This is a genomic window from Isoptericola sp. b408 (genome assembly GCF_030588085.1).
Classification (GTDB): Bacteria; Actinomycetota; Actinomycetes; order Actinomycetales; family Cellulomonadaceae; genus Isoptericola; species Isoptericola sediminis.
In genome coordinates this window covers 163,589-188,476 of sequence record NZ_JAUQYQ010000002.1, presented here as the reverse complement: position 1 = coordinate 188,476, position 24,888 = coordinate 163,589, and the positions used below count along the sequence as shown (strand labels likewise).

The 24,888-nt window shown below is 74.7% G+C and carries 16 protein-coding genes; 2 read left to right on the top strand and 14 right to left on the bottom strand.

Translation table 11 applies throughout. From position 1 onward, the window contains the following. Nucleotides 1–45 precede the first annotated feature (45 nt). Nucleotides 46–1,068 (bottom strand): DNA polymerase III subunit delta, encoded by a 1,023-nt coding sequence (holA, locus tag Q6347_RS06470; RefSeq protein WP_304606959.1) that lies wholly within the window; start codon nucleotides 1,066–1,068, stop codon nucleotides 46–48. Nucleotides 1,069–1,136: 68 nt separating this feature from the next. Between holA and Q6347_RS06465 the strand changes: the two genes are divergently transcribed. Next, entirely contained in the window at nucleotides 1,137–2,276 is a 1,140-nt protein-coding gene (locus tag Q6347_RS06465; RefSeq protein ID WP_304606958.1) for a glycosyltransferase family 4 protein, read from the top strand. A 16-nt stretch (nucleotides 2,277–2,292) separates the two neighbouring features. Here the strand turns inward: Q6347_RS06465 and Q6347_RS06460 are convergent, their stop codons facing one another. The 4 genes from Q6347_RS06460 to Q6347_RS06445 all read right to left on the bottom strand — a co-directional run bounded on the left by Q6347_RS06460 (nucleotide 2,293) and on the right by Q6347_RS06445 (nucleotide 9,192). Beyond that, nucleotides 2,293–4,704: a ComEC/Rec2 family competence protein gene (locus Q6347_RS06460; RefSeq protein WP_304606957.1), complete on the bottom strand. Its 2,412-nt coding sequence runs from the start codon at nucleotides 4,702–4,704 to the stop codon at nucleotides 2,293–2,295. Beyond that, nucleotides 4,701–5,573, bottom strand: coding sequence for a helix-hairpin-helix domain-containing protein (locus tag Q6347_RS06455; RefSeq protein ID WP_304606956.1), 873 nt, complete (start codon nucleotides 5,571–5,573; stop codon nucleotides 4,701–4,703). Before Q6347_RS06455 ends, Q6347_RS06460 begins: the two co-directional genes overlap by 4 nt. A gap of 89 nt (nucleotides 5,574–5,662) precedes the next feature. After that, nucleotides 5,663–6,574, bottom strand: coding sequence for a DegV family protein (locus Q6347_RS06450; protein ID WP_304606955.1), 912 nt, complete (start codon nucleotides 6,572–6,574; stop codon nucleotides 5,663–5,665). Between the two features lie 140 nt (nucleotides 6,575–6,714). Further along, entirely contained in the window at nucleotides 6,715–9,192 is a 2,478-nt protein-coding gene (locus Q6347_RS06445) for a glycogen/starch/alpha-glucan phosphorylase (protein WP_304604316.1), read from the bottom strand. Between the two features lie 142 nt (nucleotides 9,193–9,334). Here Q6347_RS06445 and Q6347_RS06440 point away from each other — a divergent pair, with 142 nt between their 5' ends. Then, entirely contained in the window at nucleotides 9,335–10,147 is an 813-nt protein-coding gene (locus tag Q6347_RS06440) for a hypothetical protein (RefSeq protein WP_304606954.1), read from the top strand. 16 nt (nucleotides 10,148–10,163) lie between these two features. Here the strand turns inward: Q6347_RS06440 and Q6347_RS06435 are convergent, their stop codons facing one another. The 9 genes from Q6347_RS06435 to Q6347_RS06395 all read right to left on the bottom strand — a co-directional run bounded on the left by Q6347_RS06435 (nucleotide 10,164) and on the right by Q6347_RS06395 (nucleotide 24,828). Continuing rightward, nucleotides 10,164–13,532: an ATP-binding protein gene (locus Q6347_RS06435; protein WP_369810814.1), complete on the bottom strand. Its 3,369-nt coding sequence runs from the start codon at nucleotides 13,530–13,532 to the stop codon at nucleotides 10,164–10,166. After that, a complete protein-coding gene (locus tag Q6347_RS06430) occupies nucleotides 13,529–14,236 on the bottom strand; it encodes a DUF4194 domain-containing protein (protein ID WP_304606953.1) in 708 nt (235 codons plus the stop codon). The genes Q6347_RS06435 and Q6347_RS06430 overlap by 4 nt, the downstream gene beginning before the upstream one ends. Beyond that, entirely contained in the window at nucleotides 14,229–15,761 is a 1,533-nt protein-coding gene (locus Q6347_RS06425; RefSeq protein WP_304606952.1) for a DUF3375 domain-containing protein, read from the bottom strand. The genes Q6347_RS06430 and Q6347_RS06425 overlap by 8 nt, the downstream gene beginning before the upstream one ends. Then, the gene (gene leuS / locus Q6347_RS06420; RefSeq protein ID WP_304607148.1) at nucleotides 15,748–18,729 is read right to left on the bottom strand and encodes a leucine--tRNA ligase; all 2,982 of its coding nucleotides are present in this window, start codon (nucleotides 18,727–18,729) and stop codon (nucleotides 15,748–15,750) included. Before leuS ends, Q6347_RS06425 begins: the two co-directional genes overlap by 14 nt. A 112-nt stretch (nucleotides 18,730–18,841) precedes the next feature. Continuing rightward, nucleotides 18,842–19,498, bottom strand: a complete 657-nt coding sequence (locus Q6347_RS06415; RefSeq protein WP_304604320.1) for a vitamin K epoxide reductase family protein — start codon at nucleotides 19,496–19,498, stop codon at nucleotides 18,842–18,844. Between the two features lie 14 nt (nucleotides 19,499–19,512). Then, nucleotides 19,513–20,718 carry an MFS transporter gene (locus Q6347_RS06410; RefSeq protein WP_304606951.1) on the bottom strand — a complete coding sequence of 402 codons (1,206 nt, stop codon included), beginning with the start codon at nucleotides 20,716–20,718 and terminating at the stop codon, nucleotides 19,513–19,515. Nucleotides 20,719–20,793: 75 nt separating this feature from the next. After that, entirely contained in the window at nucleotides 20,794–21,492 is a 699-nt protein-coding gene (locus Q6347_RS06405; protein ID WP_171247924.1) for a metal-dependent transcriptional regulator, read from the bottom strand. Nucleotides 21,493–21,513: 21 nt separating this feature from the next. Further along, nucleotides 21,514–23,220 (bottom strand): metallophosphoesterase, encoded by a 1,707-nt coding sequence (locus Q6347_RS06400; protein ID WP_304606950.1) that lies wholly within the window; start codon nucleotides 23,218–23,220, stop codon nucleotides 21,514–21,516. A gap of 57 nt (nucleotides 23,221–23,277) precedes the next feature. Continuing rightward, the gene (locus tag Q6347_RS06395; RefSeq protein WP_304606949.1) at nucleotides 23,278–24,828 is read right to left on the bottom strand and encodes an MFS transporter; all 1,551 of its coding nucleotides are present in this window, start codon (nucleotides 24,826–24,828) and stop codon (nucleotides 23,278–23,280) included. Nucleotides 24,829–24,888 lie beyond the last annotated feature (60 nt).

Sequence of the window (24,888 nt, the reverse complement as noted above, 5' to 3'; positions counted from 1 at the left end):
CGCCCCTGCACCCCGTCGGGTGCGGGGGCGTTCTCGTGCCCGGGGCTAGGACCGCCCGCCGGACCGGGCGATCGTCAGGACCGCCCGCTCGACCGCGTAGACCGGATCACGGCCGCCGCCCTTGACGTCCGCGTCCGCCTGGGCCACCGCCGAGATCGCGGCGGCCAGCCCCTCCGGCGTCCACCGGGACAGGTCCCGCTGGGCGTTGCGCACCTGCCAGTCCTGCAGACCGAGCTCCCGCGCCGTCGTCAACCCGCCCCGGATCGCGGCCACGCGGGCGAGGGTGCGCAGGCGCAGCGCCAGGGCCGCCACCACGGGCACCGGGTCCGCCCCGGTGGCGAGGGCGTGCCGCAGCAGGGCCACCGCCGCGCCGGCGTCGCCGGCCACCGCGGCGTCGGCCACCTTGAAGCCCGTGGCCTCGACGCGACCGCCGTAGTACCGGTCGACGGTCTCGGCGGAGATCGTCCCGGCGGTGTCCGCCACCAGCTGGGAGCAGGCGGCCGCCAGCTCGCGCAGGTCGTTCCCGAGCGCGTCGACCAGCGCCCGCACCGCCGCCTGCTCGGCCCGTCGCCGGGCCGCCCGGAACTCCCCGGCCACGAACGCGACCTTGTCGGCGTCCTTGGTGATCGCGTCGCACTGCAGCACCGGCGCCCCGGTGGCCACGATCGCGTCGAGCATCTTCTTGCCTCGGTTGCCCCCGCGGTGCACCACGACGACGATCGTCTCCGGGTCCGGGGCGGCCACGTAGTCGACGACGTCGGCCACCAGGTCCTCGGTGCACGCCTCGGCACCGCGCACCACCACGGCCTTGGCCTCGCCGAACAGTGACGGACTGGCCGCCACGGTGAGCTGGCCGGCCGCGTAGGTGGGCGCGTCCAGCTCGGCCTTCTCCACCGCGGGGTCCTGTTCGCGGGCGAGCGCCAGGACGCCGTCCACCGCGCGCTCGGCGAGCAGGTCCTCCGGGCCCCGGACGAGGATCACCGGCGCGAGCGTCGGGTCGTCCCAGGGGCGCGTGTTCGCCGACGCCCCCGAGCGGCGGGACGAGCGGGACCGGTTCGTGGAGGGCACGGGGACAGCCTGCCAGACCCGACCGACACGGCGTCCCGGTCCGGTGAGGCGCCGGGTAGCCTGGCCCGGTGCCCCGGACCCTCGTCGTGACCAACGACTTCCCTCCCCGCCAGGGCGGCATCGAGACGTTCGTCCACGCGATGACCTCCCGCTTCGACCCCGACGAGGTGGTCGTCCACACGTCCTCGACGCCGGGCCAGGAGGAGTACGACCGCACGCTGCCCCACCCGGTGGTCCGGGCACGCACGCGGATGCTGCTGCCGACCCCGGCGCGGACCCGGGAGGTCGTCCGCCTCGTGCAGGAGTACCGGTGCGACGCCGTCTGGTTCGGGGCGGCGGCCCCGCTGGGCCTCATGGCACCGACGCTGCGCCGGCGGACCGACGTCCGGCGCCTCGTCGCCACGACCCACGGCCACGAGCTGTGGTGGGCGCGGGTGCCCGGCACCCGGGCGGCGCTGCGGCGCATCGGTCGCTCGGTCGACCACCTCACCTACCTGTCGGACCGGACGGTCGACGTCCTGGCCGAGGCCGTCGGGCCCGAGGTCGTGTCCCGCGCCGTGCGGCTCTCGCCCGGCGTGGACCCGTCGGCCTTCGCCGGTACCGACCCGGCCGGGGGCCGTGCGGTGCGCGACCGCTACGGGATCCCGTCGGACGCACCCGTCGTGCTCTGCGCCGCAAGGATCGTGGAGCGCAAGGGGCAGGACACCCTCGTGCGGGCCATGCCGGAGGTCCTGCGTGCCGTGCCGGACGCGCACCTGCTCCTGGTGGGCGACGGCCCCTACGCCGACCGCGTGCGGCGGCTCGTCGACGCGCACGGCCTCGGGGACCGCGTCGTCCTCGCCGGCGGCCACCCGCACACCGCGATGCCCGCCTTCTACAGTGCCGCGGACGTCTTCGCGGGTCCCTCGAGGACGCGACGGGGCGGTCTCGAGGTCGAAGGTCTCGGCATCGTCTACCTGGAGGCGCAGGCGGCCGGGCTGCCCGTCGTCGTCGGCGACTCCGGCGGCGCCCCCGACGCCGTGGACGACGGTGTGACCGGATTCGTGGTGGACGGCACCGACCCCGGTGACGTCGCCGCCCGCCTCGTCGAGCTCCTGCAGGACCCCGCACGACGGGCGCGGATGGGGGCGGCCGGGCCCGCCTGGGTCGAAGGTGCCTGGACGTGGGACCAGCGGTTCGAGATCCTTCGAGGACTGCTCGCGCGCTGACGCCGCGGCCCTGGCGTCACCGCTCGCACACCAGGGCCGGCGCACCGTCCCGCACGACCAGCGAGGCCGCGCCGCAGCGGTCCGTGCGCACCACGCGCGCGCCGACCCGGCGGTACATCTGCATCGCCGTGTCGGTCGGGTGCCCGTAGTCGTTGCGCCCGACGGAGACCAGGGCGACGGCGGGGTCGAGCAGCCGGGCCAGCTCGGCAGACTGCGCGGCGGACCCGTGGTGCGCCATCTTGACCACCTCGACGGGGTCGGCCGGGTACCCGGTCGACGCGAGGTCGGCGACGAGCCGCTGCTGCCCCGGCACCTCGAGATCGCCGAGCGCGACGACGTCCACGCCACCCGCCGTGCGCAGGGCGAGCGCGACGCTGCCGTCGTTCGCGGACACAGCGGTCACGTCGGCGCCCAGCACGGTCCAGGTCACGTCACCGGCGGTCCCGTGCCGGCCCCGCCCGGCCACCTCCACCGGCACGCCGGCGAGCTCGAGGGTCGCCCTGGTCCGCTCGGCACCCTCGGGCGGGTCGTCGACCGGGGACACCAGCGCCGCCGCCACCCCACGGCCCGCGAGGACGGCGGGCAGGCCTCCGACGTGGTCGGCGTGGAAGTGGCTCAGGACCAGCAGGTCGACCCGGTCGACCCCGAGGCGGTCCAGGCAGCGGGCCGCGTCGTGCCCCGGCGGACCCACGTCGACGACGACCGCGGCGCGCTGCCCGCTGCGCACCACCAGGGTGTCGCCCTGCCCCACGTCGCAGGCCACGACCTGCCAGTCCGCCGGGACCCCCGCGCCGACGGGTCGGACCAGCACCAGCAGCACGACGAGCACGACCGTGCCGGCCGCACCCCCGAGGAGCCCCACCGCGACCGTCCGCCGGCCCGGTCGCGCCCGGCGCCGGGCTCGCGCCACCCAGGACGCCGGGTCCCGGCCCGCCGGCCAGCCCCGCCCGGGCGGACGTCGCAGCACCGCCAGGAGCACGGCGGCCGTCGACAGCGCGAGCAGCGCGGCGCCGGCCGGTCCTCCCGGCCACGGCACACCGGCCCCCGGCACCGCCGCGGCCGTGGTGGCGACGGAGGCGATCCATCCCGTCGCCAGCCCGGCCAGCCAGGCCAGCCCCCCGGCGAGCCCCGGGGCCCAGGGGGCCGTCAGCGTGGCCGCCAGCCCGAGCACCGTGGCGGGCACCACGGCCGGCGCCACGAGCAGGTTGGCCACGACGGCGGTGGTCGGGACCACCGGGTCGAGCAGGATCAGCACCGGCCCGCAGGCCGCCTGGGCGGCGACGGGCACCGCGACCGCGAAGGCGGGTCCACGGCCGCACCACGGCGCCATCCGCCGGGCGAGGGGTCCGGTCAGCAGGACGATCCCCGCGGTGGCCGCGCACGACAGCGCGAAACCGAAGGAGCGTGCCTGCCACGGGTCGACGACGAGCAGCACGGTGGCGGCCGTCGCGAGCGCCGAGAAACCCGCCGAGGGCCGTCCCAGCGCGAGGGCGAGCAGCGCGACGGCACACGTCCAGGCCGCCCGCAGGACGCTGGGCTCGGGACGGACGAGCAGCACGAAGCCGACCGCCACGAGCGCCAGCAGCAGCACCCGGGCGCCCCGGGGGATCCGCAGCGCCACGCACGCGGCACCGGCGACCGCCAGGACGATCGCGAAGTGGCTGCCCGACACGGCGGTGACGTGGGTCAGACCGGTCACGCGCATCGCCTCGTCGATCGGGGCGGGCACCCGCGAGGTGTCCCCCACCGCGGCCCCGGGCACCAGACCGCGGGCCTGCGGCGACAGCCCCCCGGTCACGACGAGCAGCTCGGAACGCAGCCGGTCCGTCAGCCGCCCGACCGGTCCGGGCGCTGCCGTCTCGGGCACCGCGGACGGGACCTGCGCGGCCGCCACCACCCCGGCACCGAACGCGGGCGGTGCGAGCCGGCCCCGGGGGCGCACGGTGGCGCCGACACGCGGCGCCGGCCCCGGAGCGGTCACCATGACGTGCCCCACCGCCGGGACGAGCACGTCGCGGGTCATCACCTCGTCGACGGCCAGCACCCACCGCTCGCCGTCCCCGCGAGCAGCGGGACGGGCCGACGAGACCACCTCGCCGTGCAGCGTCACGACCGCGCCGTCCGCGGCGAGCCCGCTCAGCGGACCGCGGGCGTCGCTCTGGACCGCCACCGAGGAGGCCACGGCGACCAGGCACGCCGTCACGAGCACGCCGTGCGTCACGACCGGGCGCGTCACCGCCGGGCGGGTCACGACCGGGCGCCCGCGCCGCCGGGCGTCGTCGGCCGCGAGCACCGCGCCGACCGCGAGCAGCACCGCCGCGCCGACGGCGACCACCGGTCCGGCCCACGCCGACGACGTCCCCGTCAGGGCCCAGGAGGCGACCCACGCCGCGGCCAGCACCGGCGCGAGCCGCAGGTCCCGCGTCACAGCACCACGCGGTCGCGCAGTCCCTCGAGGAGCACCGGGCCGATCCCCGACACCTCCGTGAGCTCGTCCAGCCGGGAGAAGGGCCCGTGCTCGTCACGCCAGGCGACGATCCGGTCGGCCAGCACGGGCCCGACGCCGGGCAGAGCGGTCAGGGCCACGGCGTCGGCGGTGTTGAGCGGAACCGGACCGGCGTCCGCGCCGGACCCGCCGGCCGGCGGGTCGGCCACGAGCGGCTCCTCCCCCGGCGCCGGCACGTGGACCTGCTCGCCGTCCACGACCGGACGGGCCAGGTTGAGGGCGGTGAGGTCCGCCTCCGGACCGGCACCGCCCGCGGCCTCGACGGCGTCGGCGACCCGTGATCCCGCCGGCACGGTGACCAGCCCGGGTGCGGCGACCTGCCCGATGACGTGCACGACGACGGCCGGTCCCGGGTCGTCGGCACCCGGCGGGGGCGCGGCCGCAGGGTCGGTCCGGTCCGACGAGCCGTCGCCACCGGGGGCGACCGGCGCGGTGGGGGCCGCGGTCGCGGCCGGCACGGGCAGCGGTTCGAGGGTCTCGCGGGGCCACAGCGCGACGGCGGCCGCGATCACGGCGACGAGGAGCAGGACGGCGGCTGCCGCGGTCCCGGCCGGCCCGGCGAGCGCCCAGCGGCTCCGCCCGGGGGCGGGTTCGAGGTCGACCGGGTGCCCGTGGGCGGCGCTGTAGGCGGCGGCGACGTGGCCGGCCGAGCGCCGGGAGCGCAGTCGTTCGACGAGCTCGTCGGGTGCAGCGGTGTCGGGCGGGGTGGCGAGCGCCGCGCGCAACGCCTCGCGGCGGCCCGCCGCCGGGTCGAACCGGTCGTCGGGGAGGTCGGGAGGTGCCGTGGTCACGGCGCGACGCTAGGGCCGCCTCCGGTGCTGCCGACGGTGGCCGGCCCGCGTCTGTGGACGGGCGCGGGTGTGGATGGCCGCGGCGCCCGCTACCAGGGGCCGCCGGGCTCCAGGTCGTGCACGTGGCCGCCGCGGTCGACGACCACCACGGCCAGCGCTCCCGGCCCCACGTGCGCACCGAGGACCGCACTGACGGGGGTGACGACCGGCAGGAACCCGAGCCGGTCGGCGAGCGCGGCGGCGACCTCGGCCGCCTGCTCGGGTGCTCCGAGGTGGTGCACCGCGACGGCGGGCCGCGAGGCCGCACGGACCTGCTCCAGCGCCAGCCCGACGAGCCGGGCCACCGAGGCCCGGCGGGTCCGGACACGCTGGGTCAGCTCGATCGCGCCGTCGTCCAGGGTGAGGATGGGCCGGACGCCCAGGGCGGTGCCGAGAGCGGCGGCCGGGGCGGAGAGCCGTCCGCCCCGGCGCAGGTGGTCGAGGGAGTCCACGAGGAACGTCGTCCGCGCGGAGGCGGCGACCTCGGCCGCCCGCCGGGCCACGTGGCTCGCGTCGCAGCCCGCGGCCGCGCAGCGAGCCGCCTCGTCCGCGGCGAACCCGAGCCCCATCGCGGCGGTGCGCGAGTCCACGACGCGCACGGGGAGCATCGCCCGCTGCCCGGCACGCTCGGCGGTCCCGGCGGTGCCCGACAGCTTGCCGGACAGGTGCACCGACACCACCGCGCGGGCGCCCTGGGCGGCGAGGTCCCCGTAGACCGCGGTGAACTCGGCGGTGCTGGGCTGCGAGGTCGTCAACCGCTCTCCCTCGGCGATCCGCGCCGCGACCTCGGCGGCGCGGACGTCGACGCCCTCGCGCAGGTCAGTGTCGTCCGTCACCACGTGCAGGGGGACGACGACGGGCGCCAGCTCTGCGGGCAGCAGCGAGTCGGTGGGCGGGTCTCCTGGGCCGGGCAGGCAGGCGGTCGAGTCGGTCACGACGCGGACGGCCGGTAGGTCACGCATGTCGCCACGAGTGTAGCCACAGGCACCCGTGGGGTCGCGCCGGGCCGGGCCGTGGACTGCGGGGGCTCTTCCCCGCCCGCGCGGGCCGGGTCCGCCGTCGGGCACCGGTGACGCACCGGTGCCCGACGGCGAGGCGGCGGTCAGGACTCCAGCGGCTCCGCGTGCCAGATCCGGTCGAGGTAGTCGCGCATCGACCGGTCCGAGGAGAAGAAGCCCGACCGTGCGACGTTGAGCACCGCGGACCGGCTCCAGGCGTCCGGGTCGCGGTAGGCGGCCTCGACGCGCTGCTGGGCGTCCAGGTACGACTGGTAGTCCGCCAGGACCATGAAGCGGTCCTCGCCGAGCAGGTTGGACACGATCGGCTCGAACGTCTGCCGGTCCCCGCCGGAGAACTCGCCACGGGCGATCAGGTCGAGTGCCCGCCGCAGCGTCGCGTTCTCCTCGTAGTACGTGGCCGGCCGGTAGCCGGCCTCGGCGACGGCGGCGGCCTCGGGCTCCGTCAGGCCGAACAGGAAGAAGTGGTCGTCACCCACGAGCTGGCGGATCTCGACGTTCGCCCCGTCGTCGGTGCCGATCGTGAGCGCACCGTTGAGCGCGAACTTCATGTTGCCGGTGCCCGAGGCCTCCTTGCCGGCCAGCGAGATCTGCTCCGAGAGGTCCGCGGCCGGGATGAGCGTCTCCGCCACCGTGACGTTGTAGTTCGCCGGGAAGGCCACGCGCAGCACCCGGGAGACCTCCGGATGGTTGTTGACCACCGCCGCGACGTGGTTGATCAGCCCGATGATCTGCTTGGCCATGGCGTACCCCGGGGCGGCCTTGGCACCGAAGACGACGGTGCGCGGCACCACGTCCTCGAGCGCGAGGCGGCCGGAGACGATCCCGTCGTAGAGGGTGATGACGTGCAGGATCTGCAGCGTCTGGCGCTTGTACTCGTGCAGGCGCTTGACCATGACGTCGAGCATCGTGTCGACCGGGACCTCGATCCCGTCGCGCCGTGCGAGGAAGTCGGCGAGCCGCTCCTTGTTCGCCGACTTGACCTCGCGGAACCGACGCCGGAACTCCGGGTCGTCGGCCAGCGGCTCCAGCTCGCGCAGGCGGTCCAGGTCGGTGACCCAGCCGTCACCGATCGCCTCGGTGATCAGCTCCGACAGCCGCGGGTTGGCCATCCGGACGAAGCGGCGCGGGGTCACGCCGTTGGTGACGTTGGTGAACTTCTCCGGCCACAGCCGGGCGAAGTCCGCCAGCACCTTGTCGCGGAGCAGCTGCGAGTGGAGCTCGGCGACGCCGTTGACCTTCGTCGCGGCCACCGTGGCCAGGTGCGCCATGCGCACGGCGCGTCCGGGGTGCTCGGCGATGATCGACATCCGCCGCACGAGGACCGCGTCGTCGCCGGAGGCCTCGCGGACCTCCTCGAGGAACTCGTCGTTGATGCGGTAGATGATCTCCAGGTGCCGGGGCAGCAGCCGACCGAGCAGGTCGACGGGCCAGACCTCGAGCGCCTCGGGCAGCAGGGTGTGGCAGGTGTAGGCGAAGCAGCCCTGCGTGACCTCCCACGCCTCGTCCCAGGCGAAGCCCTCCTCGTCGACGAGGATCCGCATGAGCTCGGGCACCGCGATGACCGGGTGCGTGTCGTTGAGCTGGAAGCAGACCCGCTCCGGCAGCCGGTGCAGGTCGAACCCCTGCGGCAGGAGCTGGTCGATGAAGTCCCGCAGGGAGCAGGCCACGAAGAAGTACTGCTGCTGGAGCCGCAGCTCCTTGCCCTGCGGTGTCGAGTCCTCCGGGTAGAGCACCTTGGAGATGTTCTCGGCGAACGTCTGGGCGCGCACCGCCTCGGCGTAGTCGCCGTAGTTGAAGGTCTCCAGGTTGAAGGCGTGCGTGGCCCGGGCGCTCCACAGCCGCAGCGTGTTGACGCACCCGTTGCGGTAGCCGGGGACCATGTAGTTGTAGGGCACGCCGAGGACCTCCCAGCCGGGCACCCAGCGCGACGTCTCGACGGCGTCGGCGCCCTCCCCCTCGGAGACCGTCTCGACGTGACCGCCGAAGCTGACGGTGACCTCGTGCTCGGGGTGGGCGAACTCCCAGGGCGAGCCGTTGTCGAGCCAGCGGTCGGGCTTCTCGACCTGCCACCCGTCCTCGAACTTCTGCCGGAAGATGCCGTACTCGTAGCGGATCCCGTAGCCGATCGCCGGGATCGCCATCGTCGCCAGCGAGTCAATGAAGCAGGCGGCCAGCCGGCCGAGGCCGCCGTTGCCGAGCCCCGGCTCCACCTCGGCCTCGCGCAGCTCGGCCACGTCGATGCCCAGGGAGGCGAGCGCCTCGGAGGCGATGTCGGTGAGGTCGGCCGCGATGAGGGCGTTGTCGAGCTGCCTGCCCAGCAGGTACTCCGCGGACAGGTAGGCCACGGCCTTGGGCTGGGTGCGCAGGTGCTCGCTCGTGGTCCGCATCCAGCTCGCCATCAGGTAGTGGCGGACGGTACGGGCCAGGGCCAGGTACTTGTCGTTCGTGCTGGCGCGTTCCAGGACCGTGCCCTGGGTGAAGTTGAGCTCGCGCAGGTACTCGCGCACGAACCCCTCGACGGAGGGCTCGGGGCTGGCGATCAGCGGGGTCGATTCGGTCACACGGGTGACACTACCTACGCGTCCGCGCGCTGTCCTCGGGTGGTGCTCGGCGGACGCCGGATCGTCACGTCCGCGAACCATGCCCGACACATCGGCCCTGCAGGGACGTGTGACGGATGTCGCTATAGTCCTGCTCATCCTGATGTCGCGCCCCCTCGGAGCACCCATGGCCGCCGGTCCCCGCCCTGTTCGCCGACGCCTCCTCGGCGTGCTCCTCACCGTCGTCGTGGCGCTCTCCGGGACGCTGGTCGCGGCGCCCGCCGCGACGGCGGCCGACGACACCCCGCCCACGACTCCCCAGGTCACGCAGAAGCGCTGGCTCCCGCCGAAGGAGCCCGACTTCTCCGGCATCTGGTGGTGGAAGCCGCGGGCCACGTGGACGGCGTCCCGGGACGACAGCGGGGTCACCGGCTACCAGGTCCAGGTGCGGCACCCCGGCAGCCACTGGCACACGCCCGGCTCGACCACGTGGAGGTCGCCCGACAGGCTGAGGTACCGGCTCCTGCTCGAGCCCGGTGAGCAGGACTGCCTGCGCGTCCGCGCCCGCGACGCCGCCGGGAACGTCAGCCGGTGGTCGAAGCGCCGTTGCACCACCGCGCCGCTGACACCCCTCATGGACTTCGTCGACACGACCCTGGTGAAGGACGACGGCGCACTCACCCACCCGTACGCCTACCTCACCACCACGTGGGGCGGCCCGACGAAGACCGAGGACAGGTTCACGGACGTCCGCGGCGTCCGCCTGCGGGTGCGCACCGGGCCGAAGGCCGGGCGCACCACGGTCTACGTCGGCAGCCGGCGCCTCGGGACGATCGACGCCCGGTCCTCGACCGGTCGGTGGCGCACGATCACGATCCGCGTGCCCGCGGAGGACGCCCACACCGGCCGCATCCGGTTCGTGCCCCGCACCGAGGCCCCCGTCAAGATCCGGTTCGTCTGGCCGATCGGCCGCTGACCCGATCCGCGGCCGGTCACGCCCCCACGAGCGTGACCAGCCGGGAGCGGCCCACCGGGTCCTTGACCGCCTGCAGCACCACGTCCACGTGCGGCTCCAGCGCACTGACCTTGTCCAGCGGCGCGCCGATGACGAGCTGGAATCCCAGCCCCTGCCACGCCCCGACCGCACGTCCGGCGAACCGGGCGTCGGCCTTGATGAACGCCTCGTCGAGGAACACCGGCGCGTACCGGGGGCGCTCGGCCCCGGCGTCACCGAGCTGGTACCGCAGGGCCGCGCCCACGATGAACGCCACGAGCTCCTGCGACTCCCCGCCGGACTTGCCGGCGATGTGGTCGTACACCGAGACGTGGTTCCCGTCGAGGTCGACGCACTCGGCGCTGATCCGCACGTGCTCGCGCACGTCCACGAGCCTCCGCCGCTCCGGGGAGTCGGGGCGGATACGGTCGATGAGCCGTGCCATCCGTTCGTAGCGCCGCTGCCGCTCGGCGGGGGTCTGCTCCCCCGGGTCCGCGGCCAGCTCGCGCAGGCGACGCCTGAAGGACACGACGTCCCGCGCCTCCGTCACCTGCGCGGTGATGCGCAGCCGGTGGGCGTCGTCGCGGAACGGCAGGGTCGCCAGGATCTGGTTGACCGGTTCCATGCGCTCGCGGATCTGGGCGACGGAACGGCTCATCACGTTGCCCAGCAGGGTCAGGTCGTGGCCGCTGAGCCGCCCCAGGGTCCGCGACCACCGTTCGGTCAGCTCGTAGAGCCGCTGGTCCTCGATCTCGGCGAGGATCCGGGCGAAGTCGTCGTAGGACGCGTCCGGGTCCGTCCCCAGGTCGGGGTGCGGCCAGGCGTCGCAGAACCGTTCGAACACGCCGCGCAGACCCGCCCGGGCGGCCTCCGCGGCCGCGACGGAGGCCTCCCGGTCGCGGACCAGCTCGCGGGCCACGGCGGTGGTCGCCTGGTCCAGCGCGGCCAGCGGCAGCCGGTCGGGGTCGCCGGGCGCCACCGCCGTCAGTGCCGACTCGAGCCGGCGCTCCTGCACCTCGGTGCACCCCACGCCCGACTCCTCGGCCCCCTCGACGGCGTCGGTGACCTGGTCGACGAGGTCGGTGATGGCCGCCCACTGCTCGCCGAGCTCGCGCACACGGTTCTCGGCGTCGGCGCGCTCGCGGTACAGCTCGGTCAGCCGGGCCCGCAGCTCCTGCTCGTCGTCGCCGAGGGCGCGCACGACGTCGGACCCGTCGCGCAACGACGCGAGACGCGCCTGCCGCACGGCCAGGGCCTCCTCGGCCCCGTCGACGTCGACGTCCTCCCAGCTCAGCCGCAGGAGCTGGCCGGCGGCGACGAACTCGTCGGTGTGCGCCGCCTGCCGCAGCCGTGCACCCTCCAGCGCCGCGCCGGCGTCCTGCAGCGCGGTGCGTGCGGACTCGATGTCGGCGGCCAGCCGGTCACGACGTCGCGCGTTGGAGAACCCGAGCACGGACCCCCGCGGGCTGCCGCCGTGGGCACCGCGGCTGCCGTCGGCGATCTGCCCGGCGCGGGTCAGCGCCCGCCGGTGCTCGCGCAGCTCCGACGGATCGTCGACGCAGACGTGGTCGAACCGGTCCGCGAGCCGGTCGGCGAGCCATCCGCCGAACGGGCCGGCCTTGATCTCGAGCCGTCCCGGCAGGGTGCGCGGGTCGGCGTCCTCCCCCATGGGCCGGTGCGTGGGGACGCCCTCGAAGCGCAACCGGCGGCGCAGCGGGACGCGGTCGATCGCGGACCGGAAGTCCGCCAGGCGCTCGGCGTCGACGAGCAGCGTGGTGGCGAAGCCGCCCAGGGCCAGACCGATGGCGTCACGCCACGGCTCGTACTCGCCGCGGACCTCGAGCAGCTCGCCGACGAACGGCAGCTCGTCGGCGTCGAGGCCGGCCGCCTCGGCGAGCGCGACCCGGGCGGCGTGGTCCTCCGCGGAGACGTTGCCACGACGCCGGGACAGCGAGGCCGCCTCCTGCTCCAGCCGGGCCAGCCGCTGCTCGGCGTCCGTGACCGCACGACGGGCGCCGTAGACCGCGTCCTCGAGCTCGGCGGACCGCTCGGTGCGGTGCTCGACCAGGTCGTGCGCGGCACGCCGGACGCGGTCGAAGTCACGGCGGGAGCCCACCGACTCCTCGAGCACGGCGAGCTGCGTCTCCAGGCCGGCGCGGGCGGTGCGCACCTGCGCCAGCTCCTCGGACCGGCGGCGGATCTCCCGCTCCGCCGCCTCGATGGCGTCACCGCCCTGGCGTCGCAGCGCGGCCCGGGTCTCCTCGAGGTCGGACTCGGCGGTGGCGATCCGCGCGGCGGCGGCGGTGCGGCGTTCCTCGGCGGCGCGGTGCGCGGCGCGGTTGACCTCCTCCTCGGCACGGACGAGCGCGAGCCGGCGGCGGTCGCGCCACACGCTGAACGGTGTGGTGGTGGCCTCGGCGCCCGAGCCCGGCGCGCCCAGCGTGTCGAGCAGCGCCACGGCCGCCTCGGCGTCGTCGATCCGTGCGCGCAGCTCGCGCATCGGACGCAGCACCTCGACCTGGCGGGTGGCGGTGAGCATCTCGGTGCGCACGGCGCTCAGCTCGTCGAAGTGCTCCACGGCGCGGTCGGCCACCTCGAGCGTCTCCGGCTCGGTGAGCACCATCGCCTTGTACAGGGCGTCGACGGTGGTGATCGCCTGTCCGGCCTGGATGCGTCCGAGCAGCTGCATCGCCCGGTGCCCGTCCCCGGCCGCCCCGATCCCGAGCGCGGCGTGCAGCCGGGTGGCGAAGGCGATGTCGGTGTCGAACGGCGTGAGCCCGGCCTCCGCCAGCCCGGGACGCGCGAACCGCCCCGGCGCCAGGGCCTCCAGGTCCCGCAGGTCGAACGCGCCGTCGGCGGTGGCCCGCACGACGACGCACTCCTCGTTGCGCGTCGCGCCGCGCGGGACGTACCAGGCACGCAGCGCGGTGAAGACCTCCCCGGACTGGTCCGTCCACGACATCGCGATCGCCGTCCAGGTGTCGACGCCGTCGCCGCGCAGCACCTGCTCGCGGCTGGTGGCGCCGTCGGCCCGGGACTCGTCCTGCTTGCCGCGGGCGTACGACAGGACGTTGCGCTGCTCGCGCCCGCGGGCCCGCCCCGCGGCCGCACCGTTGGACGCCCCGTTGAACGGGGTGGTGTGGCTCATCATCAGGGCGATGTAGGCGTCCAGCAGCGTCGACTTGCCCGAGCCCGACGCCCCGGACAGCAGCGTCGCCCGCGGGGAGAAGCGCACCTCGTGGTGCCCGTGGTAGCCGCCCCAGTTGACGAGCTGCATCGAGGTGGCCGTCCACTGGCGCCCGTCCGAGGCCGCGGGGATCAGCCCGAACAGCGAGTCGTTCATGCGGACCGTCGTCGTGGTGGTCACGCGTCCTCCCCCGTCCCCGCCGTGCCCTCGTGGCGGTCGGCTCCGTCCTGGCCGCTCAGCCAGGCCGTCAGCTCGCGCAGCCGGTCGACCGGCAGCAGGATCTCCACGACCGGTCCGACGCGGTAGCGCCCGGTCGCGACCTCCTCCAGCACGCGTTCGCGCACCAGGGCGGCGACGGCGTTGTCGATCTCCCGGTGCCGAGCCGCCAGGTTGGTCTCGTCGTGGGCGAGGAACCCGAGCGCGTAGTCGGTCATCTCCTCGGCGTCGACGTAGGCGGCCGGGTGCCCGGCGCCCTGCTCCTGGTGGTACCGGTTGCGCACGTAGAGCATGAGCAACGTCTCGACCCGCTTGAAGGGCTCGTCCCGCAGCAGCACCGGGACCGCGAGGCCGTCCGGGCGCACCTGGCGCTTGTACGCGATCTCGTAGTCGCGGTCCACGACCAGCTCGACGAAGAGGTCGTGCAGGCGGGACGACAGCACCTGCTGGTGGGTCAGCAGCGCCGTCCACTCCGCCGGGTGCTCGGCCGCCGACAGGTACCGCCGCTGCATGACGAGCGCCAGGACGCGGCGGGCCTCGAACGGCAGCACGCCGGTGTCGCCGGCGAACAGCGCGGTGTCCTCGTCCTCGATCGCGGCGGCCTCCACGAAGGGCTCGTCGGCGCCCGTGCCCGACGGCGGCACCTCGGTCTCGGCGACGTCAGTCATCGGTCCTCCTGATCGGGGTACGGGGCAGCACGAAGTCGCGGGTGGTGCCGTCGGCGCGGGTGGCGGTGACGCGTTCGAGGTCGGCCGCGGGGACGTCGCCGGTGCCGGCTCCTGCGGTCGCGTCGGCGTCGCCGTCCGCGGCGACGAGGTCCAGGTAGCCGAGCAGCTCCACCGGGCGCCGCAGGGCCGCCGGCCCCTGTGCGAAGACCGCCCCGACCGTGCTCGGTGCCGTCAGGGCGGCCAGCCGGGCGGCGAGGTCGAGGTGGTGCGGGCCGCCCATGGCCCGCAGGTCGTCGATCGCCCCGTCGATGTCGCCGGCGTCGTCGGCAGCCCCGGGGTCGAGCTCCTCGGGCGGCGTCTCGGGTCGCAGGTCGTGCAGCGTGGTGCGCAGCCGGCCGGGCACGGCACGCTCGAACCAGCGCAACGGCTCGACGCGGGCGGCGCGCGCGCTGGCCGGGAACCAGTCCGCCATGGCGGCGGTCGCCTCCCGCAGCGCGGTGTCGACCTCCCGGTCCCGCAGCGGGTTGTGGTGGCGGATCTGGGCGGTGACCGTGCGCGAGACCCGGGCCTGGGCCGCCAGGACCACCTCGATCGCCGAGACGAGCTGGGCGCGCAAGCCCTGCAGGGCGACGCGCTGCGCCGCCGGGAGCTCGGCGGCGAACGGGTGCTCGAGGATCTGCCGGACACGCTGCTCGAGCGAGTCCAGGAGCTCGGGGTCACCGAGCAGCTCCATGGCCCCGGCGAAGGCGCGTCCCTCCGGCGTGCCGTCGAGGAGGTTCTCCGAGGCGTCCAGGTACTCGGCGACGACCACGCCCGTGGACCGTTCGTCCTGGCGCAGCCGGGTCACCAGGTCGCGCTGCAGCACCGACAGCGACTCCACGACGCGGGCGAAGTCCGTCGGCAGCTCCCGCACGAGGAACAGCAGGTGGTCGTACTGCTCGCCGAGGCGCTCGTCGGGGACGGGTTCGACCTCTCCCCCGGCCTCGAGCCGCGCGAGCTCGCCCTGCGCCTCGTCGATCCGGGCGCGCAGCCGGCGCATCTGCGCCTCGCGGTCCGGGTAGGCGTCCCGGGCCAGGTCGTCGAGCGCGACCAGCAGGGTGCGGATCCGCGACTCGCTGACCAGGCCCCGGCCGCCCTGGGTGCGCGTGACGACGTCGAGCGCCTCGGTGGCGTAGCTCGAGAGCTGGTAGCGCTCGGTCCCGTCGTCGTCGAGCGCCCGCACCAGCCAGCGTTCGCGCACCCAGCGCGTGCAGACCACGCGCGCCGGATCGCCGGGCACCCGGGGAGCCTGCGGCCCCGCCTCGGCCCGGAACCCCGCGAGCAGGTCGTCCACCTCCACGTGCAGCTGCTCGGTGCCCACGGTGGGACGGTCCGGCGTGAAGACGCAGCGCAGCACGGCGACCACCAGGGGCGCCTCGGCCTTGTGCAGCAGCCCGAGGGTGGGCGCGGCGAAGGCGCGCTCGACCCCCGCGAGCGCCCCGGCCAGCCGTGATCCAGGTGCCGACGCCACCTCAGACGACGACATTCACCAGCTTCGGCGCCCGGACGATCACCTTGCGGATCTCGGCACCGTCGATCGCCCGCATGACGTTGGGCTCGGCCAGCGCCGCCGCCGTCAGGTCGTCGTCCGAGATCGAGGGCGAGACCTCGATGCGGCCGCGCACCTTGCCCTTGACCTGGACCACGCAGGTGACGGTGTCCTCGACCAGGTACTCGTCCTGCGCCGTCGGGAACGGCTCCCGGGCCAGCGAGTCGGGGTGCCCCAGCCGCTCCCACAGCTCCTCGGCGATGTGCGGCGCGATGGGCGCCACCATGAGGACCAGCGGCTCCACGGCGGCCCGCGGCACGGAGTCCAGCCCGGTGAGGTGGTTGTTGTAGGTGATGAGCTTGGCGATGGCCGTGTTGGGGCGCATCTGCTCCATCTCGAGGCGGACGTCCGCGATGGTGCGGTGCAGCGCCCTCAGCGTCTCCCGGTCCGGCTCGTCGTCGGTGACCACCAGGGAGCCGTCGGTCTCGTCGACGACGTTGCGCCACAGCCGCTGCAGGAACCGCTGGGACCCGACGACGTCGCGGGTGTTCCACGGACGGGACAGGTCCAGCGGGCCCATCGCCATCTCGTAGACGCGGAAGGTGTCCGCCCCGTACTCGGCGTACATGTCGTCGGGGGTGACGACGTTCTTCAGCGACTTGCCCATCTTGCCGTACTCGCGCTCGACGGGGCGGCCCTCGTAGGTCCACCCCTTCTGCTCGTCACCGTCGACGTCGGCGGCGGGCACGTAGGCGCCGCGGGCGTCGGTGAAGGCGTAGGCCTGGATGTAGCCCTGGTTGAACAGCTTGCCGAACGGCTCGATCGAGCTGACGTGGCCCAGGTCGTGCAGGACCTTGTGCCAGAACCGGGCGTACAGCAGGTGCAGCACCGCGTGCTCCACGCCGCCGACGTACAGGTCGACGCCGCCGGCCGGGCCGGTGGTGTCGTTGTGCCGCGGCCCCATCCAGTACTCCTCCAGGGCCGGGTCGACCACGGGGCGGGTGCCGTCGGCCCGGTCGTCGGAGCCCCACGTGGGGTCCAGGTACCGCAGGTAGTACCAGCACGAGCCGGCCCAGTTGGGCATGGTGTTCGTGTCACGGCGGTACCGCTGCGGGCCGTCGCCCAGGTCGAGGGTGACGTGCACCCAGTCGTCGTTGCGGCCCAGGGGCGCCTCCGGCTCGGAGTCGCGGTCGTCCGGGTCGAACGTGCGGGGGGCGTAGTCCGGCACCTCGGGCAGGCTCACGGGCAGCCGGTCGGTGGGGATGGCGACCGGGCGGTCCTCGGCGTCCCACAGGATCGGGAACGGCTCGCCCCAGTACCGCTGCCGGCTGAACAGCCAGTCGTTCAGGCGGTAGGTGGTGGTGCCGCGGCCGGTGCCCTTCTCCTCGAGCCAGGCGATGATGCGCGCCTTGGCGTCCTCGACGCCCAGCCCGTCCAGGGAGATCTCGTCGTTGGCGGAGCGCACCGTGACGCCGTCACCGGTCCACGCGCCCTCGTGCCCCTCGGGCAGACCGCCCGCGGGCTCGACGGTGTGCACGACGGGCAGCTCGAAGGCCGTCGCGAACGCGAAGTCGCGGTCGTCACCGCCCGGGACGGCCATGATGGCGCCGGTGCCGTACCCCATGAGCACGTAGTCGGCGGTGAAGACGGGGACCGTCTCGCCGTTGACCGGGTTGACCGCCAGGTGGCCGGTGAACACGCCGGTCTTCTTGCCGGCGTCCGCCTGGCGCTCGACGGCGGTCTTGGCCGCTGCCTGGCGGCGGTAGGCGGCGACGGCCTCGGCCGGGGAGGCGTGCCCGCCGGTCCAGACCTCGCGGGTGCCGTCGGGCCAGGTGGCCGGCACCTCGTCCAGCAGCGGGTGCTCGGGGGAGACGACCATGAAGGTCGCGCCGAACAGGGTGTCGGGGCGGGTGGTGAACACCTCGATAGCGCCACCGGCGCCCGCGGCGTCGGCGTCCGCGTCCCCGGCGCCGACCACGTGGAAGGTCACGTTGGCGCCCGTCGAGCGGCCGATCCAGTTGCGCTGCATCGCCTTGACCTTGTCCGGCCAGTCGATCAGGTCCAGGTCGTCGACCAGGCGGTCGGCGTAGGCGGTGATCCGCATCTTCCACTGGCGCAGGTTCTTGGTGAACACCGGGAAGTTGCCGCGCTCGGAGCGGCCGTCGGCCGTGACCTCCTCGTTCGCCAGCACGGTGCCCAGGCCGGGGCACCAGTTGACCGGGGAGGAGTCGACGTAGGCGAGCCGCTGGGAGTCCAGCACGTCGCGCTGCTCGTTCGCGTCCAGCGCGGACCACACGGCACCGCCCGTGTTGTCGCCGTCGTGGCCGGGCACGGGACGCGCGCCCGCGGCCAGCTCGTCGCGCAGCTCGGCGATCCGTCGGGCCCTGCCGCGCTGGGCGGTCGGGCTGCCGTCGGCCCGCTTCCCGGCCTGCTCGGCGTCGGCGTCGTACCAGGAGTCGAAGATCTCCAGGAAGATCCACTGGGTCCAGCGCACGTAGTCGTCGTCGATGGTGGCGAAGCTGCGCCGCGGATCGTGCCCCAGGCCCATCCGGCGCAGCTGGCGCCGGTAGGTGACCATGTTGCGCTCGGTGACCAGGCGGGGGTGCTCACCGGTCTGGACCGCGTACTGCTCGGCGGGCAGGCCGAAGGCGTCGAAGCCCATGGCGTGCAGCACGTTGTCGCCGCACATCATGCGGAAACGGCCCACGACGTCGGTGGCGATGAACCCGAGCGGGTGGCCGACGTGCAGACCCGCGCCCGAGGGGTACGGGAACATGTCCATGATGAAGAACGGCCGACCCGTCGGCCGGGCACCGCCCGCCCCCGTGAGGTCTCCGGTCGGGTTCGCGGCGTAGAAGGTGCCGCGCTCGTCCCACCGGTCCTGCCAGCGCAGCTCGATCTCCTGCGCGAGGGCGGGGGTGTACCGGTGCACCGGCTCGTCCGGGCGCTGCGGGGTGACGGGCATGTCCGTGGTGTCGGCGTTCGGCGTGCTCACCCGGGCGAGTCTACCGGCCGGGCCGTCCGGGACCCGCGGCCTTTTCGCCGGTCCGGACCTCGCCGTCGGGCGGCGGCCCGGCTCAGAACGAGGCGACCAGCGCGGCGCCGACGGCGACGAGCAGCCAGGCGACCGCCACGACGTAGCCGATGACGAGGATCACGCCGCGGTTGCCCACGACGATGCGGCGCAGCCCGTCCCCCACCCGGAGGTCCCCCTCCTGGACGGCCCGCACGACCTGGAACCACAGCAGCGGCCACATGGCGGTCCACACGACCATGCAGGCCGGGCAGAGCGCCACGAGCACGTAGAAGCTCGTCCACATGAGGAAGAACACGAGCAGCTGGCCGAGCACGGTGCCGCCGAGCAGCCACAGGTGGTACCAGCGCGGCAGCCGGGCACCGGTGAGCAGCACGACACCGGTCGTGATCACCACGGGGAACGCCGCCACGCCGATGAAGGGGTTGGGGAACCCGAGCAGGGACCCCTGCCACGACTCCATGGCGACGCCGCAGTCGAGGAACAGGTTGATCGAGCAGGAGGTCACCCGGTCCGGGTCCTGCAGCTTGAGGATCCGCTCGATGGCCAGCCAGAGCGCTCCGCCGAAGCCGACCGCCCCGAGCACCACGAGGAGCAGGGCGTAGGGGCGGGTGGCCAGCGGGCGCGGCCCCGTCGCGGGAGCCGCGGCGTCGTCGGCGCCCGGGCTGCCGCCCGTCGCGTCCGCGGAGATCTCGGTCACGAGGTGACGGTACCTCACACGGTGCGGGCCGGAGCCGGGCGGGGCGTGCGCAGCGAGACCAGCACGACGGCCAGACCGACGACGGTCAGCCCCAGGCCGGCCCACGCGGGCGCCACGTACCCCCAGCCGCCGGCGATGACCAGCCCGCCGACGAACGCACCGCCGGCGTTGCCGACGTTGAGGGCCGAGTGGCACAGCGCCGCGCCCAGGGACTGCGCCCGCGGCGAGAGGTCCATCAACCGTGTCTGCATGGCCAGCCCCAGCACCTGCGAGGTGACCCCGAGCAGGAAGAGCCCGGCCACGGACCCGACCGGGCTCGTCGCGGTGAGCGCGAACAGCACCAGCGACAGCCCGGTGCTGACGAAGCCGCCCAGCACGGTGCCCACGACGGACCGGTCGGCGAGCCGGCCGCCGAGCAGGGTGCCGACGGTCATCCCCACGCCCATGACGGCGAGCACCCACGGCACGGAGCTCTCGCTCATGCCCGCCACGCGGGTCACGGTGGGTGCGACGTAGGTGTAGACCGCGAACAGCCCGCCGAACCCCACGGCCCCACCGACGAACGCGACCCACAGCGGGCCGTTGGCCAGCGCGCCCAGCTCCTGGCGGACGCTGCTCTCGACCGGCCCCTGTTCCGGCACGAACCGCCACAGCCCCAGCAGCGTGATCCCACCGAGGACGCCGATGAGCACGAACGCCACGCGCCAGCCGAACGCCTGGCCGACGGCGGTGGAGATCGGCACCCCGACGACGTTCGCCACGGTGAGTCCCGTCATCATCATCGCCACCGCGCGTCCCCGGCGGCCCGGCCCCGCGACCGCGGACCCGACGGCGGCCCCGACGCCGAAGAAGGCGCCGTGCGGAAGTCCGGCGAGGAACCGCCCGGCCACCAGCCACTCGATGCTCGGGGCGGCGGCGGACAGCACGTTCGCCACCGTGTACGACCCCATGAGCAGCAGCAGGAGCCGACGGCGGGACATCCGTGCCGCGGCCACCGTGAGCAGCGGTGCGCCGACGACGACGCCCACCGCGTAAGCGGTGATGGCGTGCCCGACGACGGGGTCGCTGGCCTGCAGGTCGGCCCCGATCTGGGGCAGCAGACCCATCGTGGCGAACTCGGTGGTGCCGATGGTGAAGCCGCCGAGGGCCAGGGCGAACAGGGCCCAGCCGGCGCCCTGGACCGAACCGCGAGTGGGGCTACGGGGCGGTGCGACGGTCACGATCACATCCTCTCGAAACGATTCGACGACGCCGCACGCCTCAGGGGGTGCACGTCGTCGGGGATGCCGACCAGCCTACGCGCGGACCACCCGGACGCGCGAGGCCGCGAGATGACCCAGGTCCACCGCCACCGGCCCGTCCGGACCGGTCCAGGTCAGGGAGAGCGTCCCGGCGTAGTCACGGCGTCGCTCGACCGTGACCTCGACGTCGAGCTCCAGGCCGAGGCCGGCGAGGTAGCGCAGCGCGTCCGGGTCGGCGTCCGAGATCCGGGCCACCGCACCCCGCTCCCCCTCGGCCAGGTCCGCCAGGGGGACGGCGTCGGGGCGCACCACGCGCCCGTCCGCGGTCGGGATCGGGTCGCCGTGCGGGTCGCGGACGGGGTGGCCCAGCCGGGCGTCGATCCGCTCGACCAGCCGGTCGGAGACCGCGTGCTCGAGGACCTCGGCCTCGTCGTGCACCTCGTCCCAGCCGTAGCCGAGCTCGCGGACCAGCCAGGTCTCGAGCAACCGGTGACGCCGGACCATCGTCAACGCGTGGCGGCTCCCCTCCTCGGTGAGCCAGACACCGCCGTAGGGCTCGTGGCCGAGCAGCCCCTGCGCCGTCAGGCGGCGGACGGTCTCGGAGACGGTGGACGGCCCGACACCGAGGCGGTCGGCGAGCAGGCCGGTCGTAACCTTGTCGTCGGTCCACTCCTGCGCGGACCAGATCGCCTTGAGGTAGTCCTGCGCCACCGGCGTCAGGTCGGCCGGGCCGGCGGTGTCGGTGTCGTTCACACCCGCAGCCTACGTGGTGGCCTACGGCGCGATCGGGCCGACCGGGCTCGCCGAGGGCGAGGGCCGCACCTCGTCGTCGCCGGTCGCGCCGCCCGTCTCCGTCGGGTCCGGGGAGGGCGAGGGGTCGTCCTGCGACGTGTCGAACGGACCCTCCGACGGCGTCGTGCGGTCGAGCTGGCCCACGGCGGGCACCACGGGCGGCACCGGCTCCCGGTCGTGCACCGTGGCCTGGCCGTCCGGGTCCACCGTGATGACCTGGAGGTCGATCACACGACCCTCCTCGGGATCGACGCGCAGGAGCGTCATCTCGGCCGTCCCGCGCAGCGGCCCGACGGTCGCCTGGCCCGACGCGGCGCCCGCCGTGCTGGCGGACACGTACCGCATCCCCTGGCCCACCTGCTCCGGACCGGCCCGACGGTGCGTGTGCCCCGAGACCTGGAACGGCACGCAGCCGGACTCCAGGGCGGGTGTCCCCACCACCGGCGTGTGCACCAGCAGCAGGTCGACGTCACCGTCCTCGCACGCCGTCTCGGCCAGGTCCTCCGCCTGCTCCGCCGGGGTCCGCTCGCGCGCGACCGACGTCCCCTCGCCGATGCGGGTCTCCAGCGCGTCGCGGTCGCCCAGGATGCGCACGCCCGCCACCTCGACGACGGACCCGTCGAGCACCGTCTGGCCGTGCGCAGCCTCCTGCTCGGAGGTCAGGACCGAGTCGTGGTTGCCGTCCGCGACGATCATCGGCACGCCGTCCGGGACCGCCGCGGCGAACGAGTCGACGCACGCCTTCTCCACGGCCGTGCCGTTCATCGTGGTGTCCCCGGCGTTGAGCACGACGTCGGCGCCGGCCAGTGTCGCGGCCGAGTTGATCAGGGTCGACATGCCGGTGTTGCAGTGCAGGTCGGAGACCACGAGCATCGTCACCACGTCGTCGCCGCTCGCGGACACGTCGCCGAGGTTGGTCCGCACCGCGTCCCGGATCAGCCAGGACCGCCACGCCCGGTGCAGGTCGTCGTCGGCGGCGGCGTAGAAGGCCTCGTTGTCGTCGTACAGCTCCAGGAGCTGGCCGCCGTAGGTGTCGACCACGGACGCCAGCCGCCCGGTGATGCGCGCGCCCTCCAGCGCCGTCCCGGCGAACACCTCGGACGCCGGACGGCCGGACCGCACGGGTGCCTCGTCACCGGACACGACCGTCGCCCCGACGACCGCCACCACGACCACCCCGGCGGTGAGCTGCCAGGTCCGCGGCGCCAGCACCGCCGAGAGCTCCTTCCGACGGCGTCGGCCCAGCAGGGCGCTCAGGCCCCACCCGGCCAGCCCCACGACGACGAGCGCCGCCACGGACCGGCGGATCGCCGACGCCACGAGCGCCCGGGTGGCGGCGTCGATGGTGATCTCGGGGCTGTCGTAGAACTGCAGGTAGCGGTCGAGGTCGCCGACCAGGCGGTCCAGCGTCGAGGCCTGGTCGACGGCCGTGAGGTCCGCCGGGATCTCCTTGACCGTGATGTCCGCCCCCAGGCCGAGCGGCAGGGGCGAGTCGATCTCGAGGGTGCCCAGCGGGCCCAGGTCGGTCACCACCAGGCCGTCGGTGTCGACCTCGTAGAGGGCCTCGTGCGGGCCGAGGTTGAGCTCGGCCGACGCGGTCGTGACCCCGTAGACGAGGCAGGCGACGACGGCCGCGGAGGCCACCAGGGTCCAACGCAGCCAACGGGGCGGTTCACGGCGATCGGTCATCGTGCCACCATCCTGACACCGATCCCGCGCCGTTCCGTCCACGACCCCGCCGGCCGGTCAGGCGGTGGCGCGCCGCAACGTCACCAGGGCGATCCCGGCGGCGGCGAGCACCGCGACGAGGCCGATGACCGAGGTCGTCACGACACCGCTGCCGAAGGCGGCGTGCGCCGAGTCGAGCAGGGCACGGGCCTGGCCGGGGGGCAGCGTCGCCGCGACGTTCGTCGCCCCGCCGAGCGTCTCGGTCGCCCGCGCCGCCGCGCCGGGCGCCACGCCGTCGGGCACCCGGACGCCCGCCTGGTACGAGGCCGTGAGGATGCCGCCGAGCACGGCCGTGCCGAGCACCGCGCCCAGCTCGTACGCCGTCTCGGAGATCGCCGAGGCGGCGCCGGCCTTCTCGGCCGGGACGCTGGAGACGATGAGGTCGTTCGAGATCGTCTCGGCCATCCCGACACCGAGCGCGAGCACCACGAACGCCAGCGCGATCCAGCCCGCCTCGCCGCGCCCCGCGACCAGAGCGGTCACGAGGTAGCCGGTGGCCGACACCGCGAGCCCGGAGGCGACGATGACCGCGGGCCGGACACGCCGCACGAGACGCACCACCGACAGCCCGGCCGCGACCGTGGTCACCGTGCCCGGCACGAGGACGAGCCCGGCCTGGACCGGGGACAGACCGAGGACGAGCTGCAGGTCCTGGGAGACGAAGAAGAGGAAGCCCACGAGCGCGAAGACCGACAGCAGGTTGACCAGCACGCTGCCGGTGAACGCGGTGTGGGCGAACAGCCGCACGTCGAGCATCGGATCCGGCCGCCGGAGCTGGCGACGGACGAACACCACCCCGACGCCCAGGCCCACGGTGAGCTCCGCGAGACCGAGGAGGTCGCCCTTGGCCAGCGTCTTGATCCCGAGCACCACCGTCAGCATCGCGGCCATGACGAGCGCGATGGACACCGGGTCGACGCGGCCGGGCGCCGGGTCGCGGGACTCGGGCACGAACACGGGTGCCAGGACGACCAGCAGCGCGAGCACCGGCACCGCGAGCAGGAAGACCGAGCCCCACCAGAAGTGCTCGAGCAGCACGCCACCGACGATCGGGCCGACGGCGGACCCCACGGTGAACGTGGACGCGAAGACGGCGACCGCGAGCCGGCGCTCGGTGCGGTCGGTGAAGACGTTGCGCAGCAACGACAGCACCGAGGGCATGAGCATGGCCCCGAAGAACCCGAGTCCCGCCCGGGCGACCAGGAGCGCACCGGCGCTCGGCGCGAAGGCGGCCAGCGCGGAGACGGCGGCGAAGCCGGCGGCCCCGGTCAGCAGCAGGCGGCGGCGGCCCACGCGGTCGGCGACGGAGCCCAGGGGGACGAGCAGGCCGGCCAGCACGAGCGAGTAGACGTCGACGATCCACAGCAGCTGGGTGCCGCCGGGTTCGAGCGCGGCCGAGATCTGCGGCAGCGCGAAGCTGAGGACGGTGTTGTCGATGGACACGAGGAGCACCGGCAGCATGAGCACGGCGAGCGCGACCCACCGCCGCACCGGGGCGGCCGGGGTGGCCGCGGGAACGGTGGCGGGGGTCGTCGTCGAGGAGGCCGGTGCCGTGAGGATCTGAGCCATGGGGAGGCCTTTCACGAGCACGGGACGGCCAGGGCGACGCGTCGCGTCGGACTTCTGCAC